The sequence below is a fragment of the Streptomyces sp. NPDC023527 genome (genome assembly GCF_055560115.1).
Map to the genome: position 1 here is coordinate 322,327 of NZ_JBVHJJ010000002.1, position 20,827 is coordinate 343,153.

Genomic DNA, 20,827 nt, shown 5'->3' on the forward strand with positions numbered 1-20,827 from the left:
CGCCGCGTCACTTGCCCAGCGGGGTGCCCGCCGTGAGCTGCGCCGGCGGTATGGGCGTCGTCGCCTGGGACTGCGGGGACGTGGGGTTCGCCAGCACGGACGGGGCGGCGACGGCCGCCGCCGGGTCGGGCGCGGCCTCCGTCACCAGGTCCGCGTCCAGCGGGCGGCCCACGAGGCGGATGCCCTCCGCGTCCAGCGCCCGCTTGATCCGCCAGCGCATCTCGCGCTCCACCCCGAGCGCCTGGCCCGGCATGGTCTTGGCCGACACCCGGATGACGACCGAGTCGAGGTAGACCGCGTCCAGGCCCAGCACCTCGACCGGCTCCCACAGCCGCTCGTTCCACGGCTCGGCCTTCTGCATGTCCTCGCCCGCCCGGGTGATCACCTCGCGCACCCGGTCCAGGTCCTCCTCCGCGCGGACCTGGATGTCCACACCCGCCGTGGCCCAGCCCTGGCTGAGGTTGCCGATGCGCTTGACCTCGCCGTTGCGCACGTACCAGATGGCGCCGTTGGCACCGCGGAGCTTGGTCACGCGCAGGCCGACCTCGATGACCGTGCCGGTGGCGACCCCGGCGTCGACCTCGTCACCGACGCCGTACTGGTCCTCCAGGATCATGAAGACGCCGGACAGGAAGTCCGTGACCAGATTGCGCGCGCCGAAACCGATGGCCACGCCCGCCACACCGGCGCTGGCCAGCAGCGGCGCCAGGTTGATCTTCAGTACGGACAGCACGGTCAACGCCGCCGTACCCATGATCAGGAACGAGGCGACGCTGCGCAGCACCGAGCCGATGGCCTCGGAGCGCTGACGGCGCCGCTCGGCGTTGACCAGCAGGCCGCCGAGCGCCGTGCCGTCGACGGCCTGGGCGGTGCGGTTCATCCGGGCTATGAGCCGGGTGATCGCCCGGCGGATCAGGGATCGCATGACGACCGCGATCACCACGATCAGGATCATCCGCAGGCCGTTGCTGAGCCAGATGGACCAGTTCTCCTCCACCCAGCCCGCGGCGTCGTTCGCCGTCCGTTGTGCTTCGTCGATCGAGACGGGACGAGGAGTCTCGTCTGCGGCCAGAGCAGCGGACCAGAACACAGCAGGAACCCTCCGTGTAAGACACACCCGCGTCGAGGAGCGGCGCGGGCAGGCTCACCACACTAACGGGGCAGCGAAGATCCTCCGTTGCTCTGTTCGAGATGGGACAGGGGCTGAGCGGGGGATGAACACGGTGTGTTCCAAAACACCCGTGGCCCGTTACCTGGTGATGGTGGCGCTCCGACCAGGGGCCGGGAGACACTTGCAGGAGATCGTCCCGGCGCGAGCCACGCGCCGCCGGCGTACAAGGAGGCACCCGTGCCGCATGTCCTGGTCCTCAATGCGTCGTACGAGCCGCTCGGCGTCGTACCGCTCCGACGCGCGCTCATACTCGTCCTCAATGACAAGGCGATCAGCCTGGAGGACTCCGGCGCCTTCATGCACAGCGCGACCTGCACCATCCCTGCACCGAGCGTCGTCCGTCTGAAGCGTTTCGTGCGGGTCCCCTTTCGGGGGCCCGTTCCACTCACCCGCCGCGCTCTCTTCGCCCGCGACGGCGGGCGTTGCGCGTACTGCGGTGGCGTCGCAACCAGCGTCGATCACGTCGTTCCGCGCAGTCGCGGCGGCCAGCACGCCTGGGAGAACGTGGTGGCGGCGTGCCGGCGCTGCAATCACGTCAAGGCCGACCGGCACGTCGCCGAGCTGGGGTGGAGGCTGCGGCACCAGCCGGCGCCGCCGTCCGGCCTGGCGTGGCGCATCATCGGCACGGGCCATAGGGATCCGCGCTGGCTGCCTTATCTGGAGGCATTCGGCGCGGAGGACGCGATGGCCCGGATCGACGGCATTTCCGCCTGAGTCGACCGGGCCATCGTCGTCCGGTGCGCGCGGTCCCGCGCGCGAGCGGCGATGGCCCGGTCTCGTCGGCTCAGGCCCCGGTGCCGCCGTCTCACGGCTTCGCGGTGCCCGCTTCCCGCACCGCGTAGACCTCGGCCGACCACAGCGAGTAACCGAACCGCGTGGCCCGCTTCTCGCCCTGCACCCGGACGAACCGGGCGTCCGGGGCGTCCATCCGTACGGTCTCCACGCCGCCCCCGCCCTTGGCGACGACCGCCGCGTCCCGCCAGGTCCGGCCGTCCGGCGAGACCTGGACGCGGTAGCGGGCGGGGTGCGCGTCCTGCCAGCGCAGCACCAGCGCCCCGACCCGGGCCGGGCGGGCCAGCTCCAGCTGCCACCAGGCGTCGTCGGCCGGCTGTGAGGACCAGCGCGTCCGGGGGTCGCCGTCGACGGCCGCCGAGGCCGGGAAACGGGCCCCCTCGTCGCCCGAGGAGGTCGCCCGCCCGCCGCGCGCCAGGTCCGGGCCGCCGGTCGGCGGGTACGCCCGTACGGTCAGCGTCCGCTCCTGTGCGCCCAGCCGGACGGCGACGGTGAACGTCCGGGCGGCGGCGCCGGCGGGCACCGACAGCTCGATCGGGGCCGTGGCGACGCCGCCCCGTGCCACCGTGAGCTCGGCCGGGGCCTTGACCGTGACGCCTTCGGGCGCCCGGACGGTGAGCTTCTCGCGCACGGTCTCCGGCCGCCGGTTGATCATCCGGGCCCGCACGGCGGCGGGCTTCCCGCCGATCTCCGCGTCCGCCGTGCCGTGCGTCAGCTCGAAGTCGGCCGTCGGGGTGTCGGCGAACCACGGCGTGAGCTCGTGCACGGCGGGCGGCTCGCCGCCACCGCTCCACACCAGCCGCAGCGCGTCGGCCCGCAGTCCCTTGCCCGCCGTCTGGGTCCAGCCGCTCTCCGCCAGGGGACCCAGCGGCTGCCAGCCCTTGTCCGGGTCGTGCGCCTCCACCGTGCCGCGCGTCCCGGCGGCGGGCGCGGTGAGCACCGTGACCGCCGTCAGCGGGCGCGCCCCGGTCAGCCGTACGGTCAGCGGGCCGCCCGGCGCGGGGGCCACGGCCGTGGCCGGGTCGCCGTCGGTGGCCCGGTCGGCGGAGCGCACCGGCCGGTCGACGCCCGTCCAGCCGTTCGCGCGGGCCAGCGCCTGGTCCAGGAACGGGGTCAGCACGCCCTTGCCGACCGTCACCCGGCTGCCGGTGATCCGCTCGCGCAGCCCCTGCACATCGAGCTGGGCCCGCCACGCCCCACCGCCGTCGCCGCGCGCCTGCGCGGTGAGCATGTCCACGGCCCGGCCGCCCGCCTCGCCGTGCCGCGCCAGCTGCTCCAGCCACGGCCCGACCTCGCCCTCGAAGCCGTCCAGGGCGCCCGCCAGCCGCCCGGGGGCCTCGCGCATGGTGCGGAACGCGGCCCGCAGCCGGTCCGCCGCCTCGTCGAGCCGGGCCCGGTCCGCACCCGAGAGCGCCTCCCAGAAGGCGTCCAGCAGCGGCCGCAGATACGCCGACTCCTCGCCGCCCAGCACCGACGACGCGTCGTTGCCGGCCAGCGCGCGCAGCGCCTCACGGGCCGGCGCGGCCGGCCCCGCGAGGTCGTCGACGGCCGCCTGCCAGGACTCCTGCGGGCGGTAGCCGCGCGGGTTCCAGGCGTAGTCGGCGGCGGTGAACAGCGGGATGCGCGAAGCCGTGGGCTGTGCGGAGGCGTTGGCGAGCAGCGCGGCGGAGCCCGTCGCGACGGCCGGCTCCCGGCCGGTGTACGGGCCGAGGAAGATCCGGTCCTGCGCGAAGTCGTTGACGGGGTAGTTGTCCATGGTCACCAGCGGGTGCGCGAACGTGGCGCGGGCGTCGGCCAGTTCACCGCCGGTGATGGTCTTCGGCACCACCCCGACGCCCGTCCACGCCACCTCCACGCGCGGGTCCAGCGCGTCGGCCAGCGCCCGCCGGAAGGCCGTCCGGCCGTCCTGGTAGTACTCCGTCGGCAGCAGTGACAGCGGAGCGGCCTCGGCGCCCTTGGCGGCCAGGTGCGCGGCCAGCGCCCCCGCGACCTTCGCCTGCGCCTTCGCCGCCGCCTCGGGCCCCCGCCCGAACTCCTCCGCGTCCGCGTCGCAGTGCCACTCGCTGTAGCTCACGTCCTGGAACTGGAGCTGGAAGGCCCGTACGCCCAGCGCCCACATCCCGTCGACCTTCTTCTTCAGGTCGCGCAGGTCGGCGGCGGACGAGAAGCACATGGACTGCCCCGGCGAGACCGCCCAGCCCAGCGTCACGTGGTTGCGGCGGGCGCGCTCGGCCAGGGCGCGGAAGTCGGCGCGCTGCGCGGCGGGGTAGGGGGCGCGCCAGCGGGCCTGGCGGTAGGGGTCGTCGCCGGGGGCGTACAGATAGCGGTTCTGCTTCGTGCGGCCCAGGAAGTCGATCTGCGCCAGGCGCTGTTCCCGCGACCAGGGCCGCCCGTAGAAGCCCTCGGTCAGCCCGCGCACCGCCGTGCCCGGCCAGTCGCGGATCACGGCACCGGCGAACGCGCGGCCGTCGGCCTTTCCCGTGTCCACCGCGAGCTGCCGCAGCGTCTGGGCCGCGTGGAAGAGCCCGTCCTCGCCGACACCGGCGAGGGCCACCGTCGGCCGTCCCTCGATCTGCCCGGTCGCCAGGCGGTAGCCGCCCCGGGGCAGATCGCCGACGGCGGTCGCGCCGAGCGTCCGCAGGGCGCTCTCGGCGGGCCGCCCGCCCGCGTACACGATCAGCCCGCTGGGGGGCGGCGTGCCGCCGGGCTCCGCGTCGACGACCGTCTTCGCGCCGAGGCCGCGCAGCAGCTCGCGGAGCGCCTCGATCGCGTACGGGTCGGTGCCCGGCTCGGCCATCAGGGTGGCCTCGTCACCGATCCGGGCGTACGAGCCCTGGGCGCGCGAGCTGTGCGGGCGCGGCCACACCGGGGGGAGGGCGGCGTCGCCCTCGCGGTCGGGGGCGGCCGTCGACGTGCCGGCCGGCCGGGGGTCGGCGAGGGCGTCGGTCGTCCCGCCGAGCAGCCCGCCGAGGAGCGCGGCGGCGAGGACGGTGGCACCGGCGCGGCGGGGGTGGACGAAGGGGGATTCGCTGCCCCGGAACTGCACGGCCGTCTCCTCGCCCCTAGGTGTCGCGCGCCGCTGATTGAGCCGATCGGGGGTCGAGCCCATCACCAGGCGGTGAAGGTGTCAACGCACGTGACCGAAGTGCGTGTATTGCCCGGCGCGTCGATGCGTGGACGCGGGTTCGAAGGGTGCGGAAAGGGGTGAGGAAGGGGCGTCACCTGGACTTCTCCCGCGAAATCCGCTTCTCGAAATCCGCACGTCTGGGTCCGCCGCGAGTGGGTAGGGCAGACGTGACCCATTGCCGTCATCACAGGAGGCCCCCGTGGCCGCGTCCGCTCAACTGCTCCTTTCCGGCCTGACGGGCATCGCCGGGCTCCCGGATCCGTCCGGTGTGCCGCCCCTGTCCGACCTCGCGGACCCCTCGGACTTCCCCGAGCTCCCCGGCCCCGCCGAGCCGCCGCTGACCAGCGAGCCGCCCCTCGCCGACGCCACGCCGCTGACCAGCGAGCCCCCGCTCGCCACCGAACCGCCGCTCACCAGCGAACCGGCCGTCGCCACCGCATCCGGCACGGAGAGCGCGGAGGTCTGAATGGGCCGAGCGCGGCTGGCCGCACTGCACGGCGTCGCCACCTCCTACGAGCCCGCTCCCGGCCACGGCGTCCAGGTGCCCGAGGACACCGTCGTCGCGGTCCTCGCCGCCCTCGGCGTCGACGCGTCCACCCCCCGCTCCGTACGGGACGCCCTGGAAGTCCACGACCAGGCCGAACGCCGCCGGCTCCTGCCCGCGACCGTGGTCCTGCGGTCGACGGCGGACGGCACGGTGCGCGCGCCCGCGCGTGGGCTGTGCGCGCTCCCCGAGGGCACGACGCTGCGCGTCGAGACGGAGGACGGCCCCAGCCTGCCGTGGACGCCCGACACGGAGAGCGCCCTTCCGCTCGGCCGCCACCTGCTGCGCGCCCACGCCCCCGACGGCCGGACGGCCGCCGCGCCCCTGATCGTCGCCCCCGACCGGCTGCCGTCGCCCCCCGACCGCGCCCACGGCTTCCTCGTCCAGCTGTACTCCCTGCTGTCCGCCCGCTCCTGGGGCATGGGCGACCTCGGTGACCTCGCCGAGCTCGCCGCCTGGTCGGGCCGCGCGTTCGGCGCGGACTTCCTCCAGGTGAACCCCTTGCACGCGGCCGTCCCGGGCACCGCCGGCCACCCCACCGACCCCTCGCCCTACCGGCCGTCCTCCCGGCGCTTCCCCGACCCCGTCCACCTGCGCGTGGAGGAGATCCCGGAGTTCGCCTACCTCACCGGCGCCGACCGGGGCCACGCCGAGGCGCTCCTGGCCCGGGCCGCCACCCTGCGCGACGCCGTCCTGAGCAAGGGCGAACTCATCGACCGGGACGCCGTCTGGGCCCTCAAGCGCCGCGCCCTGGACCTCCTGCGGACCGTGCCGCTCGCCCCCGGCCGCCGGGCCGCCTACGACGCCTTCCTCGCCGAGCAGGGCCAGCCCCTCGACGACCACTCCACCTGGTGCGCGCTCGCGGAGGAGCACGGCCCCGACTGGCGGTCCTGGCCCGGCGGCCTGAAGGACCCCCGCTCGGCCCGCACCTCCCGCGCCCGGGGCGGGCTCCTGGACCGCGTCGACTTCCACTGCTGGCTCGCCTGGCTCACCGATCAGCAAATGGCCGCCGCGCAGCGGGCGGCGCGCGAGGCGGGGATGCGCGTCGGCCTCGTCCACGACCTGGCCGTCGGCGTCCACCCCTCCGGCGCGGACGCCTGGGCGCAGCAGGACGCCTTCGCCGCCGGCATGTCCGTCGGCGCGCCCCCCGACGCCTTCAACTCCCGCGGCCAGGACTGGGGCCTGCCCCCCTGGCGCCCCGACGCCCTGGCGGCCACCGGCTACGGCCCGTACCGGGACCTGCTGCGCGCCCTCCTGCGCCACGCGGGCGCCCTGCGCATCGACCACGTGATGGGCCTCTTCCGGCTGTGGTGGGTGCCCCAGGGCATGGATCCCACCCGGGGCACGTACGTCCGCTACGACCCCGAGGCGATGCTCGGCGTCCTGGCGCTGGAGGCCCACCGGGCCGGCGCGGCCGTCATCGGCGAGGACCTGGGCACGGTCGAACCGGGCGTGCGCGACGCGCTCGCCGACCGCGGTGTGCTGGGCACCTCGGTCCTGTGGTTCGAGCGGGACTACGCCCACGAGCCCGCCGAGCCCCTGGAGCCGGCCCACTGGCGCACCGAGTGCCTGGCCACCGCCACCACCCACGACCTGCCGAGCACGGCCGCCCGGCTCACCGGCGACCACGTCGAGCTGCGGCACCGCCTGGGCCTGCTCGCCCGCCCCCTCGCCGAGGAACAGCGCGAGGACGCCCGCGACATCGCCGAGTGGCTGGCCCTCTTCGGCCGCCTCGGCCTGCTGCCGGAGGGCCCGTACGACGAGGAGGCGGCCGTACGCGCCGTCCATCGCTATCTCCTGCGCACCCCCGCCCGCATGATCGGCGTCTGGCTTCCGGACGCGGTCGGCGACCGCCGCCCGCAGAACCTGCCGGGCACGTGGAACCAGTACCCGAACTGGCGGCTGCCCATCGCCGACGCCACCGGCAGGCCGGTCTCCCTGGAGGAACTGACGAGGTCACCCCGGCTGCACGCCCTGATGGAGGAGTTCCGGGACCGCCGATAGCCACCCCGGACGCGCGGGGCGCTCGGCTGTCCGATACGTTGAGCCCGTGAGCAATAAGGTCAACAAGAACGCCGTGCGTGCCGGTGCCATCGCCACCGGCACGATGCTGATGCTGCTGATGTCGTCCCCCGCGTTCGCGCTCACCCGCGACGACGGCGACGACCCGGGTCCGGGCCTGAGCACGGTCAATACGCTCGGCCTCTATGTCGCCGCGCCGATCGTCCTGTTCCTGGTCATCGCCGGCCTCTGCATGGTCGCCGCCAGGCACTCGGACAACCCCGCCACGCACTCGCACAACACCCACCACCCGCGCACGCGCTGACACCGCTCGCTCCTCGAACTTTCCGCCCGGCGACCCTCAGGGTCGCCGGGCGGCCGTGTTCCGCTGCGGGCGTTTGCCGCCGGGAGCGCGGGCGCGTTTGATGGGAGGAGTGACCTTCGGCGGTAAGGAGACGCGATCGTGGAGCCCGTACTGCGCCCCGGACGGCCGGAGGACGCCGCGGAATGCGGCAGGATCTGCTTCGACGCCTTCGCCGGCATCGCCCGCGACCACGGCTTTCCGACGACCGTCCCCTCGCCGGACGCGGCCACGGAGCTGTTCGGCAGGACGCTGAACCACCCCGGCTTCTACAGCGTCGTCGCCGAGCTCGACGGCCGGATCGTCGGCAGCAACCTCCTCGACGAACGGTCGCCCGTCGCAGGCGTCGGGCCGATCACGGTCGACCCCGCCGTCCAGAACGGCGGCATCGGCCGGCGCCTGATGGAGGACGTCATGCGGCGCGCGGCCGAGCGGCGCGCGCCCGGCATCCGGCTGCTGCAGAGCGCCTACCACGCCCGTTCGTTCGCGCTCTACGCCGATCTCGGCTTCGAGTTCCGCGAGACCCTCGCCTGCGTCCAGGGCCCGCCGATCGGCACCCCCGTCCCCGGCTACGAGGTCCGGCCCGCGACGGCCGCGGACCGTGCGGCCTGCGACGCCGTCTGCCGGAAGGTCCACGGCGTCGACCGGGGCGGAGAGCTCGCCGACGCGATCGAGGCGGGCACGGCCCGCGTCACCGAGCACGACGGCCGCGTCACCGGCTACGCGACGGACCTGGCGTTCTTCGCCCACGCGGTCGGCGAGACCACGGAGGACGTCCGGGCCCTGATCGCCGCGGCCCCGGCCTTCGGCGGCCCCGGCATCCTCGTCCCCGCCAGCGACAGCGCGCTTCTTCAGTGGTGCCTGCGCCATGGCCTGAAGGTCACCGAACTCATGAGCCTGATGACCATCGGCCTCTACAACGAGCCCACCGGCGCGTACCTCCCGTCGATCCTCTACTGACCCCCGGGACTGTTCCGCAGCTCGAACCACACCTCCTTACCGGTCAGCCGGAGCCCGTCCCACACCCACGTCACCCCGGTCCCGTGCGCCAGCCGGTGTACGAGCAGCAGCCCCCGACCGCGTTCCTCATCGGCGCGGGGTTGGCGCCGCCAGGGCAGTCGGCGGGGGTTGTCGTCGCGTACGGCGACCACGACGCGGCCGTCCTCGTGCACGGTGACCGTCACGGTGAGGGTGGCCACGCGCGCGTGCAGGACGACGTTCGTCACGATGTCGGACACGCAGAGGCGGGCGTCCTCGATCAGGGGCCGGTGCTCGCTGGCGACGAGCGCGGAGGTGACGAAGTCCCGGGCGACGCGGGGGGTTGTGGGGGTCGCGGGTGCGGCGAGCCGGTAGGTGAGGGCGGGTTCGGAGGAGGGGGTGGTGGTGAGGGGACTGTTGAGCGTCGCGGTGCGCATGTTGTTGTCTCCCAACGCAGGTCCATGACCGCCGCGTCCTGCGCTGCCGTCCGTGGCTCGGGCCGTGCGGTGTTCTGCCAACGGGCAGGCGCACGGCTGCACTTCGGGTCTTCCCGACGGTGCGACGCGGTGTGTTGAGGACAGTAGAGGGGATGCATCCCCCGAGGGAAGGTTCCCGGTGAGGTTCACCCGATGAGTGGACCGATGCGACGAGGGCGCGGCAGACTCTGATCCACACGGAGTGAGGTGACATGCCATCCAGGGACACCCCTACGGTCCGCCAGGCGAGACTGGGTGCCGAGCTGCGCAAGTTGCGTGAATGTGCCGGTAAGACCGCGCGCGAGGCGGGTGAGCACATCGGAACGACCCAAGCGAAGATCAGCATGATCGAAGCCGGTCGACGCGGCATCAGCGAGGACCGCATCCGTCGTCTCGGGGCTTTCTACTCCTGCGAGGCACCGGCGCTCATTGACGCGTTGTGTGGCATCGCCCGAGAACATCGAGGCCAGTTCTGGTGGGATGAGTACCGGGGCATCCTGGCTCAGAGGTTCTTGGACATCGCCGAGCTGGAGCACCATGCGGCATACATCCGCACCTTGCAGCCGGTTACGTTCCCCGGCGTCTTCCAGACGGAGAGTTACGCTCGCGCGCTATTCGCAAGCAGTCCCGTGGTGCCTGCGGATGAGGCTGAAGCGAGGGTGGAACACCGTATGAAGCGGCGCGCCATCTTCGCGCGGAAGCAACCCCCGTCTTTCGAAGCGATCATTCATGAAGCTGCCCTGCGGATGAGAGTGGGCGGACGGAAAGTGGCGCGCGAGCAGCTCGAGCACCTGATGGAAGTCTCCGAGTGGCCGACTGTCACGTTGCGCGTAATCCCTTTCATCAATGATGATTTCATCGAGGTCACGCTCACCGCGCTGTACGCGGGTGGTGTTGTTCCACAACTGGACACCGTTCAGGTCGACACGCTGCTTGGCGGCCGGTACCTCGATGCAGCTGCTGACCTCGACGAGTACCGAGAACTTTTCGGCTGGGCCGAGCGAGCCTCTCTCGGTGCGGCGGAGTCGCGGAACTTCATTCACGATGTCGCAAGAGAGCTGTGAGGGTCACGCCATGAGCGCCGAAGTCAACTGGCAGAAGTCCTCCTTCTCTGGGAAACAGGGAGAGCAGTGCATCGAGGTTGCGGAGCTGGCCGACACCATCCTGATCCGCGAAAGCGATGATCTCGACCTCATCGCCAGAGCGAATCGGCGAACCTTCGCGGCCCTCATCGCCGGGGTGAAGGCGGGTGCATTCCACTGCTAGACGTCCCACGGGGCAGCGGCCCTGCCATCGAGTGGCAGAAGTCCTCCTTCTCGGGCGGAGGCCAGGGCAACAGCTGCGTGGAGCTGGGACGGATCGTCGGTTCGGTCGCGATACGCGAGAGCGATGATCCGGGCGTGGTCATCACCACGGCGCCCGACAGAATGGGCGCGTTCTGCGCACCGTCAAGGCGGGCGGGCGCGCCCGCCCGAATTAGGCAAGGTGTCCCCTCGCGGCACGCATCGTTGATCAGCGCATGACCCCCACACGCACCCTGCTCGCATCCGCCGCGCTCGCCGTCGGCGGCCTCGCCCTGACCGCTCTTCCCGCCCACGCGGACGGCCCTCCGGCCAACGCCGGCGCCGTCGGTCAGCTCGCTCAGCTCGCTCAGCTCAGTCAGCTCAGCCGACTGAGCCAGAGCACAGGGGCGCTGCATCCGATGTTCGACCTGCTCGCGCCGTTCACCAGCGCCGTGCGCAAATAAGCCCGGCCGACTCCCTTCCGAGCGCCGTGGTGGGCCCGTACCGGCCGACCACGGCGCTCGGTCATCATGCGCGCCCCGCGGGGAAGGGCCTCCGCTCGACGATCAGGCCCATGACGTGCACGTCTGAAATGTCCCCGTCAAGAACTGGAGGATGAAATTCCAGAAGCTCTTGCCTCTTACCGCCGGCTTAACCTACGGTGTCGTAACCTACGGATCCGTAAGTAAGATCGTCGTCCCCCCTGCCAGGAGCTGTCTGTGACCATCGCCCCCCTCCGCCACCATTCCCGGGCCATGTGGAGCGACAGCCGCCTGCTGTTCGCACTCGAAGAGGTCGTCGAGACCGAGCTGAACCGCCACCTCAAGGTCGCCAAGGAATGGATGCCGCACGAGTACGTGCCGTGGAGTGACGGGCGCAACTTCGACGGGGTCATGGGCGGCGAGGCGTGGGCGCCGGAGCAGTCCAAGGTCACCGACATCGGGCGCACCGCGCTGATCGTCAACCTGCTGACCGAGGACAACCTCCCCAGCTACCACCACGAGATCGCCTCGCTCTTCGGGCGCGACGGCGCCTGGGGCACCTGGGTGCACCGCTGGACCGCCGAGGAGGGCCGGCACGGCATCGTCATGCGGGACTACCTGCTGACGTCGCGGGCCGTCGACCCGGTCGCGCTGGAGCGCTTCCGCATGCAGCACATGTCGGAGGGGTTCGAGTCCGACAACCGGCACAGCATGCTGCACTCGGTGGCTTACGTGGCCTTCCAGGAGCTGGCCACCCGCATCTCGCACCGGAACACCGGCCACCACTCCGGCGACCCGGTCTGCGACCGCATGCTCTCCCGGATCGCCACCGACGAGAACCTGCACATGGTCTTCTACCGCAACCTGCTGGGGAAGGCCTTCGAGCTCGCGCCCGACCAGACGATGAGCGCCGTGCGCGACGTCGTCGTCGACTTCCGGATGCCCGGCCACGGCATCCCCGGCTTCGAGCGGGCCGCGGCGCAGATGGCCATCGGCGGGATCTACAACCTGCGCATCCACCACGACGACGTCCTCCAGCCCGTCCTGCGCTACCTCAAGGTCCTGGAGATCTCCGGCCTCGGCCCGGACGGCCTGCGCGCCCAGGAGGAGCTCGGGCTGTACATGGGCGGCCTGGACGACCAGGCGACGAAGTTCGACGAGCGCCGTGAGGCGCTGATGGCCCGCCGCCGGGCCCGCGCCGCCGCGCAGGGCTGACGCACCGGCCCGCCGCGCGAGGTCTTCCGGTCGGCGGCGGCCGGTGCTCGGGCCTGTCCGGCGGATCATGGGGGCGCACCACCGCTGCGCGGCGGTGTCCTCAAACGCCGGACGGGCTGGTTGCTGAGCCCAGCCCATACCAGCCCGTCCGGCGCTTGAGGACGTGCCCGCAGGGCGCTCGCCGCCGCAGGCGGCAACGACGGCCCGCAGTCGAAGATCCGCCGGACAGACCCCTAGACGGTGACGCACACCGCCGATGCGAGGACGTGCGTCAGCCGCCGCCGCCGCACCCGAACACAGCGACGCCCCCGGACCGACACACGGTCCGGGGGCGCCTTCCGCTGGAGAGGATCAGGCCGCGGCGTCCGCCGCCTGCGCCTTCAGTGCCCGCTCCACGCCCGCGCGGGACTCCGTGACCAGGCGGCGCAGGGCCGCGTTCGGCTCGGCGGAGGCCAGCCAGGCGTCCGTCGCGTCGAGGGTGGCCTGCGAGACCAGCAGGGTCGGGTAGAAGCCGGTCGCGATCTGCTGGGCGATCTCGTGGCTGCGGGACTCCCAGATGTCCTTGACGACCGCGAAGTACTTCTCGCTGTACGGGGCGAGCAGCTCACGCTGGTCGGTCTGGACGAAGCCGCCGATGACCGCCTCCTGCACCGCGTTGGGCAGGTCGGAGGACTCGACGACCGCCGCCCACGCCTCGGCCTTCGCCTCGGCTGTCGGGCGCGCGGCGCGGGCCGAGGCGGCGTACCGCTGGCCCGCCGACGTCCGGTCGCGCTCCAGCTCGGCCGCGATCGCCTTCTCCTCCGCGCGGCCCGTGGCCACGAGGCGGTGCAGCAGCGCCCAGCGCAGCTCGGTGTCGACGGCCAGGCCCTCGATCGCCTCGGTGCCCTCCAGCAGCGCCGACAGCAGGTCGAGCTGCTCGTCCGTACGGGCCGTCGCGGCGAAGGACCGCGCCCACGCCAGCTGGTGGTCGCTGCCCGGCTCGGCCGCGCGCAGCTGCTCCAGCGTCGCCTCGGTCCACCGGGCCAGGCCCGTCTCGCGCCAGTCGGGGGCGGCGTACACGTCCAGGGCGACCTTCACCTGGCGCTGGAGCGACTGCACCACGCCGATGTCCGACTCCTTGGCGATGCCGGAGAGGACCAGCGCGAGGTAGTCGCGGGTGGCGAGCTCGCCGTCGCGGGTCATGTCCCAGGCGGAGGCCCAGCACAGCGCGCGCGGCAGGGAGGCGGTGAAGTCGCCCAGATGCGCGGTGACGGTGCGCAGGGACTCCTCGTCCAGGCGCACCTTCGCGTACGACAGGTCGTCGTCGTTGAGGAGCACGACCGCCGGGCGCTTGCGGCCCACCAGGGCCTCCACCGGCGTCAGTTCGCCGTCGACGTCCAGCTCGATGCGGTCCGTACGGACCAGCTTGCCGCCGTCGAGGTCGTACAGGCCGATCGCGATGCGGTGCGGGCGCAGCGTCGGCTCGCCCTTGGCGCCGGTGGGGAGCGCCGGGGCCTCCTGCTTGACCGCGAAGGACGTGACCGTGCCGTCGTCGGCCGTGGCGATCTCCGGGCGCAGGACGTTGATGCCGGCCGTCTCCAGCCACGCCTTCGACCAGGTCTTCAGGTCACGCCCGGAGGTCTCCTCCAGCGCGCCCAGCAGGTCGCTCAGGCGGGTGTTGCCGAAGGCGTGCGCCTTGAAGTACGCCTGCACGCCGCGGAAGAACTCGTCCTCGCCGACGTAGGCGACGAGCTGCTTGAGGACGGACGCGCCCTTGGCGTACGTGATGCCGTCGAAGTTGACGAGCACGTCGTCCAGGTCGCGGATCTCCGCCATGATCGGGTGGGTCGAGGGCAGCTGGTCCTGCCGGTAGGCCCACGTCTTCATGGAGTTGGCGAAGGTGGTCCACGAGTGCGGCCACTTCGAGCCCGGCGCCGCGGCCTGGCAGGCGATGGAGGTGTAGGTGGCGAACGACTCGTTCAGCCACAGGTCGTTCCACCACTCCATGGTCACCAGGTCGCCGAACCACATGTGGGCCAGCTCGTGGAGGATGGTCTCGGCGCGCGTCTCGTACGCCGCGTCCGTCACCTTCGAGCGGAAGACGTACTGGTCGCGGATGGTCACCGCGCCCGCGTTCTCCATCGCGCCCGCGTTGAACTCCGGCACGAAGAGCTGGTCGTACTTGGCGAAGGGGTAGGCGTAGGCGAACTTCTCCTCGAACCAGTCGAAGCCCTGCCGCGTCACCTCGAAGATCGCGTCCGCGTCCAGGAACTCGGCCAGCGACGGACGGCAGTAGATGCCCAGCGGGATGCTGCGGCCGTCCTTCTCGTACGAGCTGTGCACGCTGTGGTACGGGCCGACGATCAGCGCGGTGATGTACGACGAGATCCGCGGGGTCGGCTCGAAGCGCCAGACGTTGTCGGCCGGGCGCTCGGGCGTCGGCGAGTTGGAGATGACGGTCCAGCCCTCGGGCGCCTTCACCGTGAACTGGAAGGTGGCCTTCAGGTCCGGCTGCTCGAACGACGCGAAGACGCGCCGCGCGTCCGGCACCTCGAACTGCGTGTACAGATAGGCCTGCTGGTCGACCGGGTCGACGAACCGGTGCAGCCCTTCACCCGTATTGGTGTAGGCGCAGTCCGCGACGACCTTCAGCTCATTGCGCCCGGGCAGCAGCCCCGCCAGCGCGATCCGGCTGTCCTCGAACACCTCGGCCGGGTCGAGCGCGGTGCCGTTCAGCACGACCTCGCGCACGGCCGGCGCCACCAGATCGATGAACGACTCGGCCCCGGCCTCGGTGACCTCGAACCGCACCACGGTCTCGGAGCGGTACGTACCGCCCTGCTGGGCGCCGGAGAGGTCGAGATCGATCTCGTACGAGTCGACGGTGAGCAGACGCGCGCGCCGCTGCGCCTCTTCGCGGGTCAGGTTCGTTCCAGGCACCTGGGCATCTCCTTGACATCGTGACCTTTCGGGCCATCCTTCCACGGCGAGCGCGACGACCGGATTCCGCCAGTGGGAAACTTCCCTTCGGCCGAAGCTGGATGCCATGACGACCACCACACCGCTGTACGCGGCCCGGGCCATCGAACCCGCCGCGCTGGAAGAGCTGCGGCGCCGCGACGACGCCGGGCGGGACGCCGAACCGTATGCCGACCCCGAGGGCGACGCGCCGCTGCGCTGCTGTCTGCGGGCGAGCCGGGCGGGGGAGCGGATCGCCCTCGTGTCGTACGCGCCGCTGCGGCGCTGGGCGGCGCGGACCGGGGCCCGGCCGGGGGCGTACGACGAGCAGGGCCCGGTCTTCGTCCACGCCGAGGAGTGCGGCGGGCCGGTGGGCGACGGCTATCCCTTCGTGCGGCCGGGGGTGCTCCGGACGCTCCGCCGTTACGACGCCGGGGGCCGCATCGTCGGGGGCCGGCTGCTGGATTTCCCGGAGCGGGCCGTCGACGCCTTCGAGGAAGCGCTCGGCGAGGCGTTCGCCGACCCCGAGGTCGCCCTGGTGCACGTGCGGGCGGTCGAGTACGGCTGCTTCCTCTACGAGGTGCGCAGGCGCCCGTGAACGGCGAAGGGCCGGGCACCCTCGCAGGTGCCCGGCCCGTTTCGCGTGCGTACCGGCGTCAGCCGCGCAGCTCCGCCGCGACCAGCTCCGCGATCTGGACGGCGTTGAGGGCCGCGCCCTTGCGGAGGTTGTCGTTGGAGAGGAACAGCGCGAGGCCGTTCTCGGCGGTCTCGTCGGCGCGGATGCGGCCAACGAAGGAGGCGTCCTTGCCGGCCGCCTGCAGGGGCGTGGGGATCTCGGAGAGCTCGACGCCGGGGGCGTCCTTGAGCAGCTCGTACGCGCGTTCGACGCTCAGCGGGCGCTCGAAGCGGGCGTTGACCTGGAGGGAGTGGCCGGAGAAGACCGGCACGCGGACGCAGGTGCCGGAGACCTTGAGGTCCGGGATCTCCAGGATCTTGCGGGACTCGTTGCGGAGCTTCTGCTCCTCGTCGGTCTCGAAGCTGCCGTCGTCGACGATCGCGCCGGCCAGGGGCAGCACGTTGAAGGCGATGGGGCGCTGGTAGACACCCGGCTCCGGGAAGTCGACGGCGTCGCCGTCGTGGGCGAGCTCGGGCGCCCGGTCGGCGACCTTGCGGATCTGCCCGTCCAGCTCCGCCACACCGGCGAGCCCGGAACCGGACACGGCCTGGTAGGTGGTGGCGATCAGCGCGGTCAGCCCCGCCTCCTCGTGCAGCGGCTTCAGGACCGGCATGGCGGCCATCGTCGTGCAGTTCGGGTTGGCGATGATGCCCTTGGGGCGGTCGGCGATCGCGTGGGGGTTGACCTCGGAGACGACCAGCGGCACGTCGGGGTCGCGACGCCAGGCGGAGGAGTTGTCGATCACGACGGCGCCCTGCGCGGCGACCTTCTCGGCCAGCGCCCTGGACGTGGCGCCGCCGGCGGAGAAGATCACGATCTCCAGGCCGGTGTAGTCGGCGGTCGAGGCGTCCTCGATGGTGATCTCCGTGCCCTGCCAGGGCAGCGTGGACCCGGCGGACCGCGCCGAGGCGAACAGGCGCAGCTCGGTGACCGGGAAATCCCGCTCGGCGAGGATCTTGCGCATGACTCCGCCGACCTGGCCGGTGGCTCCGACGATTCCGATCCTCACGGGGACTCCCTACTCCGCGTACCTGTAACTGTCACTGCCAGGGACTTCTGACCTGGCCGAACAGTTCCATCATGCGGGGGTACCCGCCCCAAAAGTCCAATCCGTTGTCCGGAGGACGGGACGACCTCCGGTCAGGGCGAGCCATCCACCGGCCAGTACGAGACCCGGACAACGAAGACCGTGGCCAGTCGACGGTGCTCCTGATACCAGAGGATCAGGCGGCCCTCGGCGTGATCCAGCAGACGCGAAACCCCGGACTCGTGGACCGGTGGATCGCCGAAATACTTGACCGAGGCCGCGTCGGCCAACCGGCCCGCGAGTCGTTCCACACCCTCCCGGGTTTCGGCATCGAGGCCCCCGACGACCTGCTCGGAGTCGGGCAGGTACTCCCATGTCCAGTCGGTCACTCGGTGACCTCGCGCGCGGCTTCGTCCAGAAGGGCTGCGATCTCGGAGGACCTGGCGCGGGCCTCCTCGCGGGAGGTCGCCTCACCGACCGCCGTCTCGAGGGCTGCCAGTCTGGCGGCACGGGCCGGGTGGCGACGCAGGGCCACGAACACCCCCCAGCGGTGCAAGAACGTATGCATGGGGACAGTGCTGTCGGTCTGGACCGCTTCCTGCCAGGCCGCGTGAAACTCCCGCTCGAAGCGGACAGCCGCGGTCAGATCAAGTGTGGTGACGGCCACGCGCAGCGCCGCTTCGGTGAGCGGAGGCATGGGGATCAGCGGATTGTCGGGATCATGGTGATGTGCGGGCTGTGCGCTCACGAAGCCGGGTCTCCTTCGGTATCCACGCTTCCTGTCAGTCTGCCGTACCGACGGGGAACGAGTGGCCGGTACGGCCCGGCCCAAGGAGAACGGGGCGGGCCCCCATACCGTGGGCCCGCCCCGTCCGCTCGCACAGGCGTCAGCCGGTCAGGCCGTTGCCCTTGATCGTGAGGGTGTACGGGTTCTCCAGCAGCGGCGAGGTGCGCCGCGACTCGACCTCGATCTCCCAGACGCCCGGCAGCGGCTTGGTGTAGCTCCGCTGGTCGGGGCGGCAGGTGTTGGCCGGGTTCGGGTAGTTCGGGTAGCAGTTGATCGTGGACGTCGGGTCGGCCGGGACGCCGTAGGGGCTGATGGCGATGAACCGGGTCTGGCTGCCCGCCGTCAGGCCGCCGAGGGCGACGTCCAGCGACTTCGCGCCCTTGGGCACGGTCACGAAGTACGAGGTGGTGGCGTTGCGCGTGGCCTTGCCGGACGCCTTGAACTCGTACGACGGGGTGGCCAGCGGCTCCGCGACGACGACGGTGGTGAGGACCTGCTGGTCGATGCCCTCGGTGCGGTCGTCGTCCACGGTGAGGATCGCGCTGTGCAGACCGTTCGTCTTCGCCTTGGCCCGGACCTTGACGGTCACCGGCGTGTTCAGCGGCAGCTTGACCTCGTCGTCACCGACGATCTTGAAGGTGCCGTCGTTGTTCCGCCACTTCAGCTCGTGCCACACGGCCTTGTCGGGGCCCGAGGTGCGGGTGACGGTGACGTCGTACGTCCGCGTCTCGCCCGCCTTGAGGCCGCCCTCGCGGTCGTAGAGGCCGGTGCCGAAGCCCGGGGTCTTCAGCCGGCCGGACAGCGCGGTGGTCACCGGCGCCTTGACCGTGTAGGTGTGGGCGGTCGCGTGGTCGCGCAGCGCGTCCCAGGCGTCCTCGATGTTGATCAGGCCGGCGCCCTGCTCGTAGGCCTGCGCGCCCTTGATCTGCTTGGCGGTGCTGGTCAGCGCCGTGCGCAGGTCGGCCGGGGTGAGCTTGATCTTCTTCTGCTTGGCGGCGGAGATCAGCAGCGCCGAGGCGCCCGCGGCCTGCGGGGAGGCCATCGAGGTGCCCTGGAGCATGCCGTAGCCGGGCGGCAGCTCGTAGCCGGCCTCGGCGACGGGCGCGCCCGCCTGCCAGGTCGGGATGGAGTTCACCGACGCGCCGGGGGCGCTGATCGTCGGGGTGAAGCCGCCGTCCTCGCGCGGACCGCGGGAGGAGAAGGGCATCATCGCGTACTTGGTCTTGACCTCGGAGCCGTAGTTGGCGGCCCAGGTGTCCTTCGACACCGCGGCGCCGACGCTGATGACCTTGTCGGCCAGACCGGGGTCACCGATGGTGTTCGCGCCCGGGCCGCTGTTGCCCGCGGAGATCACCAGCTGCACGCCGTAGGTGTCGATGAGGCGGGTGTAGAGCTCGGCGCGGGCGTTGTTGCCGTCGTTGAGGGCCGGCAGGCCGCCGATCGACATGTTGACGATGTCGACGCCGCGGTTGACGACGAGGTCGAACATGCCCTCCGTCAGCGCGACGTTGGTGCAGCCGCCGGTCCAGGTGCAGGCCCGCGAGGAGACGATCTTCGCGCCCGGGGCCGCGCCGTTCATCTTCCCGCCGAAGAGGCCGTTGGCCGCGGTGATGCCCGCGACGTGGGTGCCGTGCTCGGACTCGATGACACCGATGTTGACGAAGTCGGCCTTCTTGCCGACCCAGTCACCGCCCTTGGGGTCCATCGGCACGTCCTTGCGGATCTGCACGACGAAGGGGATGCGCTCGACGACGGGGGTGTCGGGGTTGTCCTTGCCGAAGTACCCGGCCTGGAAACCGTCCTTGTAGGGCTTGAGCGCCTCGTCGTCGCCGAAGTTCGCGTCGTCGTCGAGGTCGACGCGGACGGTGCCCTTTGCCTTGTCGTAGAGGACCGCCCACGTGTCGGTGGTGTCACCGTCGCGGTTGAGGTCGCCCTTCATGTCGCCACCGGTGGTGGCGCTCTCGCGGAAGAGCGCGACCTGGTACGAGCCGCCCGCCGGCGCGGTGTAGGTGCGGCCGTTGAAGGAGAACGAGGGGCCGGAGACGTCGGACGTCATCGGCAGCCAGGTCTCGTCCTGGTCGGCCAGCGGGTCGGTCGCGGTGACCCAGTCGACGATCTTGCGCTCGCCGGTGGTGGTCTTCTGCAGCGCGGGGTGCCCGAGGTCGACGCCGGAGTCGAGGATGCCGATGGTCACGCCGCGGCCGTCGGCCTTGGGGTGGTCCTCGACGAAGTCGACGGCGCCCGTCTCGAAGGCCGGCTGGTAGGGGTTCTTCGCCGGGGTGTCCTTGCCCGGGGCGGGGTACGTGCCCGCCGCGCGGCCCCGGGCGCCCGGGACCGTGTCGGCGCGCGGCGTCGGGTCCGGGAGCCGGATCTCCTGCTTGAGGTCGATGCCGTGCACGGAGGCGAGCTTCTGCGCCTCGGCGATCGCGTCGTCGGCCTTCGCGGTCGGCACGGTCGCCCGGACGTAGCCGAGCTTGTCGTAGGACTGGCCGACCGAGGCGCCCTTGATGGCACCGAGCTTCTCGGTGACCTGGGCGGTCCGGCCGGGCTCGGTCGCGATCATCATCGTGACGGTCTTGTCGCCGTCGGCCTTCGCGTCGGCGAGCAGGGACGCGTTGTGCGAACCGAGCTTGGCGGGGGCCGAGTTGCCCGGCGGCACCGGGTCGTGCCGGTCGGCGAAGGCGGGCACGGCGGCACCGGCGGTGAGCGCGGCCACGAGACCGGCCGCGAGGGCTATTCGAGCCGTGCGTCTTGCGCCGCCGAGCGGCTCGTTCTGGGCTTCGAGGGTCATGAACGTCCCTAGCTGAGTTGACGTCAAAGGCGTGCTGTAGTGCAGGCGTCCGGAAATCGGAGCCGGATGACCGATCACTTTTATGGAAGTGACGGGGGTTTGGGGAGAGTTGTCGGAGAAGGAAAGTAAGGATGGCGTAAACCCGCCATCCGCCACTCGGGAGGAAGCGTGCCGAAGGG

The 20,827-nt window shown here is 71.9% G+C and carries 18 protein-coding genes and 1 pseudogene; 11 read left to right on the forward strand and 8 right to left on the reverse strand.

Annotated features, from left to right (window positions below; all coding sequences use genetic code 11):
- Positions 1–7: 7 nt before the first annotated feature.
- Positions 8–1,090 (reverse strand): mechanosensitive ion channel family protein, encoded by a 1,083-nt coding sequence (locus tag ACZ303_RS04945; protein WP_467335111.1) that lies wholly within the window; start codon positions 1,088–1,090, stop codon positions 8–10.
- Positions 1,091–1,348: 258 nt separating this feature from the next.
- Here ACZ303_RS04945 and ACZ303_RS04950 point away from each other — a divergent pair, with 258 nt between their 5' ends.
- Entirely contained in the window at positions 1,349–1,885 is a 537-nt protein-coding gene (locus ACZ303_RS04950; RefSeq protein WP_467335112.1) for an HNH endonuclease, read from the forward strand.
- Positions 1,886–1,976: 91 nt separating this feature from the next.
- Here ACZ303_RS04950 and ACZ303_RS04955 read toward each other — a convergent pair whose 3' ends face one another.
- Entirely contained in the window at positions 1,977–5,009 is a 3,033-nt protein-coding gene (locus ACZ303_RS04955; RefSeq protein ID WP_467335113.1) for a beta-N-acetylglucosaminidase domain-containing protein, read from the reverse strand.
- Between the two features lie 280 nt (positions 5,010–5,289).
- Between ACZ303_RS04955 and ACZ303_RS04960 the strand changes: the two genes are divergently transcribed.
- From ACZ303_RS04960 to ACZ303_RS04975, 4 genes are all read left to right on the forward strand, one after another.
- On the forward strand, positions 5,290–5,556 hold the full coding sequence (locus tag ACZ303_RS04960; RefSeq protein WP_467335115.1) for a hypothetical protein: 267 nt from the start codon (positions 5,290–5,292) through the stop codon (positions 5,554–5,556).
- Entirely contained in the window at positions 5,557–7,638 is a 2,082-nt protein-coding gene (malQ, locus tag ACZ303_RS04965; RefSeq protein ID WP_467335117.1) for a 4-alpha-glucanotransferase, read from the forward strand.
- Between the two features lie 46 nt (positions 7,639–7,684).
- The gene (locus ACZ303_RS04970; RefSeq protein WP_467335119.1) at positions 7,685–7,960 is read left to right on the forward strand and encodes a hypothetical protein; all 276 of its coding nucleotides are present in this window, start codon (positions 7,685–7,687) and stop codon (positions 7,958–7,960) included.
- Between the two features lie 138 nt (positions 7,961–8,098).
- Entirely contained in the window at positions 8,099–8,956 is an 858-nt protein-coding gene (locus ACZ303_RS04975) for a GNAT family N-acetyltransferase (RefSeq protein ID WP_467335121.1), read from the forward strand.
- On the opposite strand, the gene ACZ303_RS04980 is transcribed toward ACZ303_RS04975, so the two are convergent.
- The gene (locus ACZ303_RS04980) at positions 8,950–9,411 is read right to left on the reverse strand and encodes an ATP-binding protein (RefSeq protein ID WP_467335123.1); all 462 of its coding nucleotides are present in this window, start codon (positions 9,409–9,411) and stop codon (positions 8,950–8,952) included. The two genes, ACZ303_RS04975 and ACZ303_RS04980, sit on opposite strands and share 7 nt — an antisense overlap.
- 251 nt (positions 9,412–9,662) lie before the next feature.
- Between ACZ303_RS04980 and ACZ303_RS04985 the strand changes: the two genes are divergently transcribed.
- From ACZ303_RS04985 to ACZ303_RS05005, 5 genes are all read left to right on the forward strand, one after another.
- Entirely contained in the window at positions 9,663–10,514 is an 852-nt protein-coding gene (locus ACZ303_RS04985; protein WP_467335125.1) for a helix-turn-helix domain-containing protein, read from the forward strand.
- 10 nt (positions 10,515–10,524) lie between these two features.
- Positions 10,525–10,716, forward strand: coding sequence for a DUF397 domain-containing protein (locus ACZ303_RS04990; RefSeq protein ID WP_467335127.1), 192 nt, complete (start codon positions 10,525–10,527; stop codon positions 10,714–10,716).
- A 26-nt stretch (positions 10,717–10,742) separates the two neighbouring features.
- The gene (locus ACZ303_RS04995) at positions 10,743–10,973 is read left to right on the forward strand and encodes a DUF397 domain-containing protein (RefSeq protein WP_467335797.1); all 231 of its coding nucleotides are present in this window, start codon (positions 10,743–10,745) and stop codon (positions 10,971–10,973) included.
- Positions 10,970–11,197, forward strand: a complete 228-nt coding sequence (locus ACZ303_RS05000; protein ID WP_467335130.1) for a hypothetical protein — start codon at positions 10,970–10,972, stop codon at positions 11,195–11,197. The genes ACZ303_RS04995 and ACZ303_RS05000 overlap by 4 nt, the downstream gene beginning before the upstream one ends.
- A 255-nt stretch (positions 11,198–11,452) precedes the next feature.
- Complete coding sequence (locus ACZ303_RS05005) at positions 11,453–12,430, forward strand: acyl-ACP desaturase (protein WP_467335131.1); 978 nt, start codon at positions 11,453–11,455, stop codon at positions 12,428–12,430.
- A 351-nt stretch (positions 12,431–12,781) separates the two neighbouring features.
- Here the strand turns inward: ACZ303_RS05005 and pepN are convergent, their stop codons facing one another.
- Positions 12,782–15,349 (reverse strand): aminopeptidase N, encoded by a 2,568-nt coding sequence (gene pepN, locus ACZ303_RS05010; RefSeq protein ID WP_467335132.1) that lies wholly within the window; start codon positions 15,347–15,349, stop codon positions 12,782–12,784.
- Between the two features lie 106 nt (positions 15,350–15,455).
- Between pepN and ACZ303_RS05015 the strand changes: the two genes are divergently transcribed.
- Complete coding sequence (locus tag ACZ303_RS05015) at positions 15,456–15,965, forward strand: DUF1203 domain-containing protein (RefSeq protein ID WP_467335134.1); 510 nt, start codon at positions 15,456–15,458, stop codon at positions 15,963–15,965.
- A 58-nt stretch (positions 15,966–16,023) separates the two neighbouring features.
- On the opposite strand, the gene ACZ303_RS05020 is transcribed toward ACZ303_RS05015, so the two are convergent.
- The 4 genes and pseudogenes from ACZ303_RS05020 to ACZ303_RS05035 all read right to left on the reverse strand — a co-directional run.
- Positions 16,024–17,052: an aspartate-semialdehyde dehydrogenase gene (locus ACZ303_RS05020; RefSeq protein ID WP_467335136.1), complete on the reverse strand. Its 1,029-nt coding sequence runs from the start codon at positions 17,050–17,052 to the stop codon at positions 16,024–16,026.
- 131 nt (positions 17,053–17,183) lie between these two features.
- Complete coding sequence (locus ACZ303_RS05025) at positions 17,184–17,459, reverse strand: hypothetical protein (RefSeq protein ID WP_467335138.1); 276 nt, start codon at positions 17,457–17,459, stop codon at positions 17,184–17,186.
- Complete coding sequence (locus ACZ303_RS05030) at positions 17,456–17,818, reverse strand: hypothetical protein (RefSeq protein WP_467335140.1); 363 nt, start codon at positions 17,816–17,818, stop codon at positions 17,456–17,458. The genes ACZ303_RS05025 and ACZ303_RS05030 overlap by 4 nt, the downstream gene beginning before the upstream one ends.
- Positions 17,819–17,981: 163 nt before the next feature.
- A pseudogene (locus tag ACZ303_RS05035) lies at positions 17,982–20,648 on the reverse strand (S8 family serine peptidase); the annotation flags it as partial.
- Positions 20,649–20,827 lie beyond the last annotated feature (179 nt).

Coding starts and splice junctions, on each gene's coding strand:
- malQ (WP_467335117.1), top strand. CDS start 5,557: ATGGGCCGAGCGCGGCTGGCCGCACTGCACGGCGTCGCCACCTCCTAC.
- ACZ303_RS04980 (WP_467335123.1), bottom strand. CDS start 9,411: ATGCGCACCGCGACGCTCAACAGTCCCCTCACCACCACCCCCTCCTCC.
- ACZ303_RS04985 (WP_467335125.1), top strand. CDS start 9,663: ATGCCATCCAGGGACACCCCTACGGTCCGCCAGGCGAGACTGGGTGCC.
- ACZ303_RS04990 (WP_467335127.1), top strand. CDS start 10,525: ATGAGCGCCGAAGTCAACTGGCAGAAGTCCTCCTTCTCTGGGAAACAG.
- ACZ303_RS05000 (WP_467335130.1), top strand. CDS start 10,970: ATGACCCCCACACGCACCCTGCTCGCATCCGCCGCGCTCGCCGTCGGC.
- ACZ303_RS05015 (WP_467335134.1), top strand. CDS start 15,456: ATGACGACCACCACACCGCTGTACGCGGCCCGGGCCATCGAACCCGCC.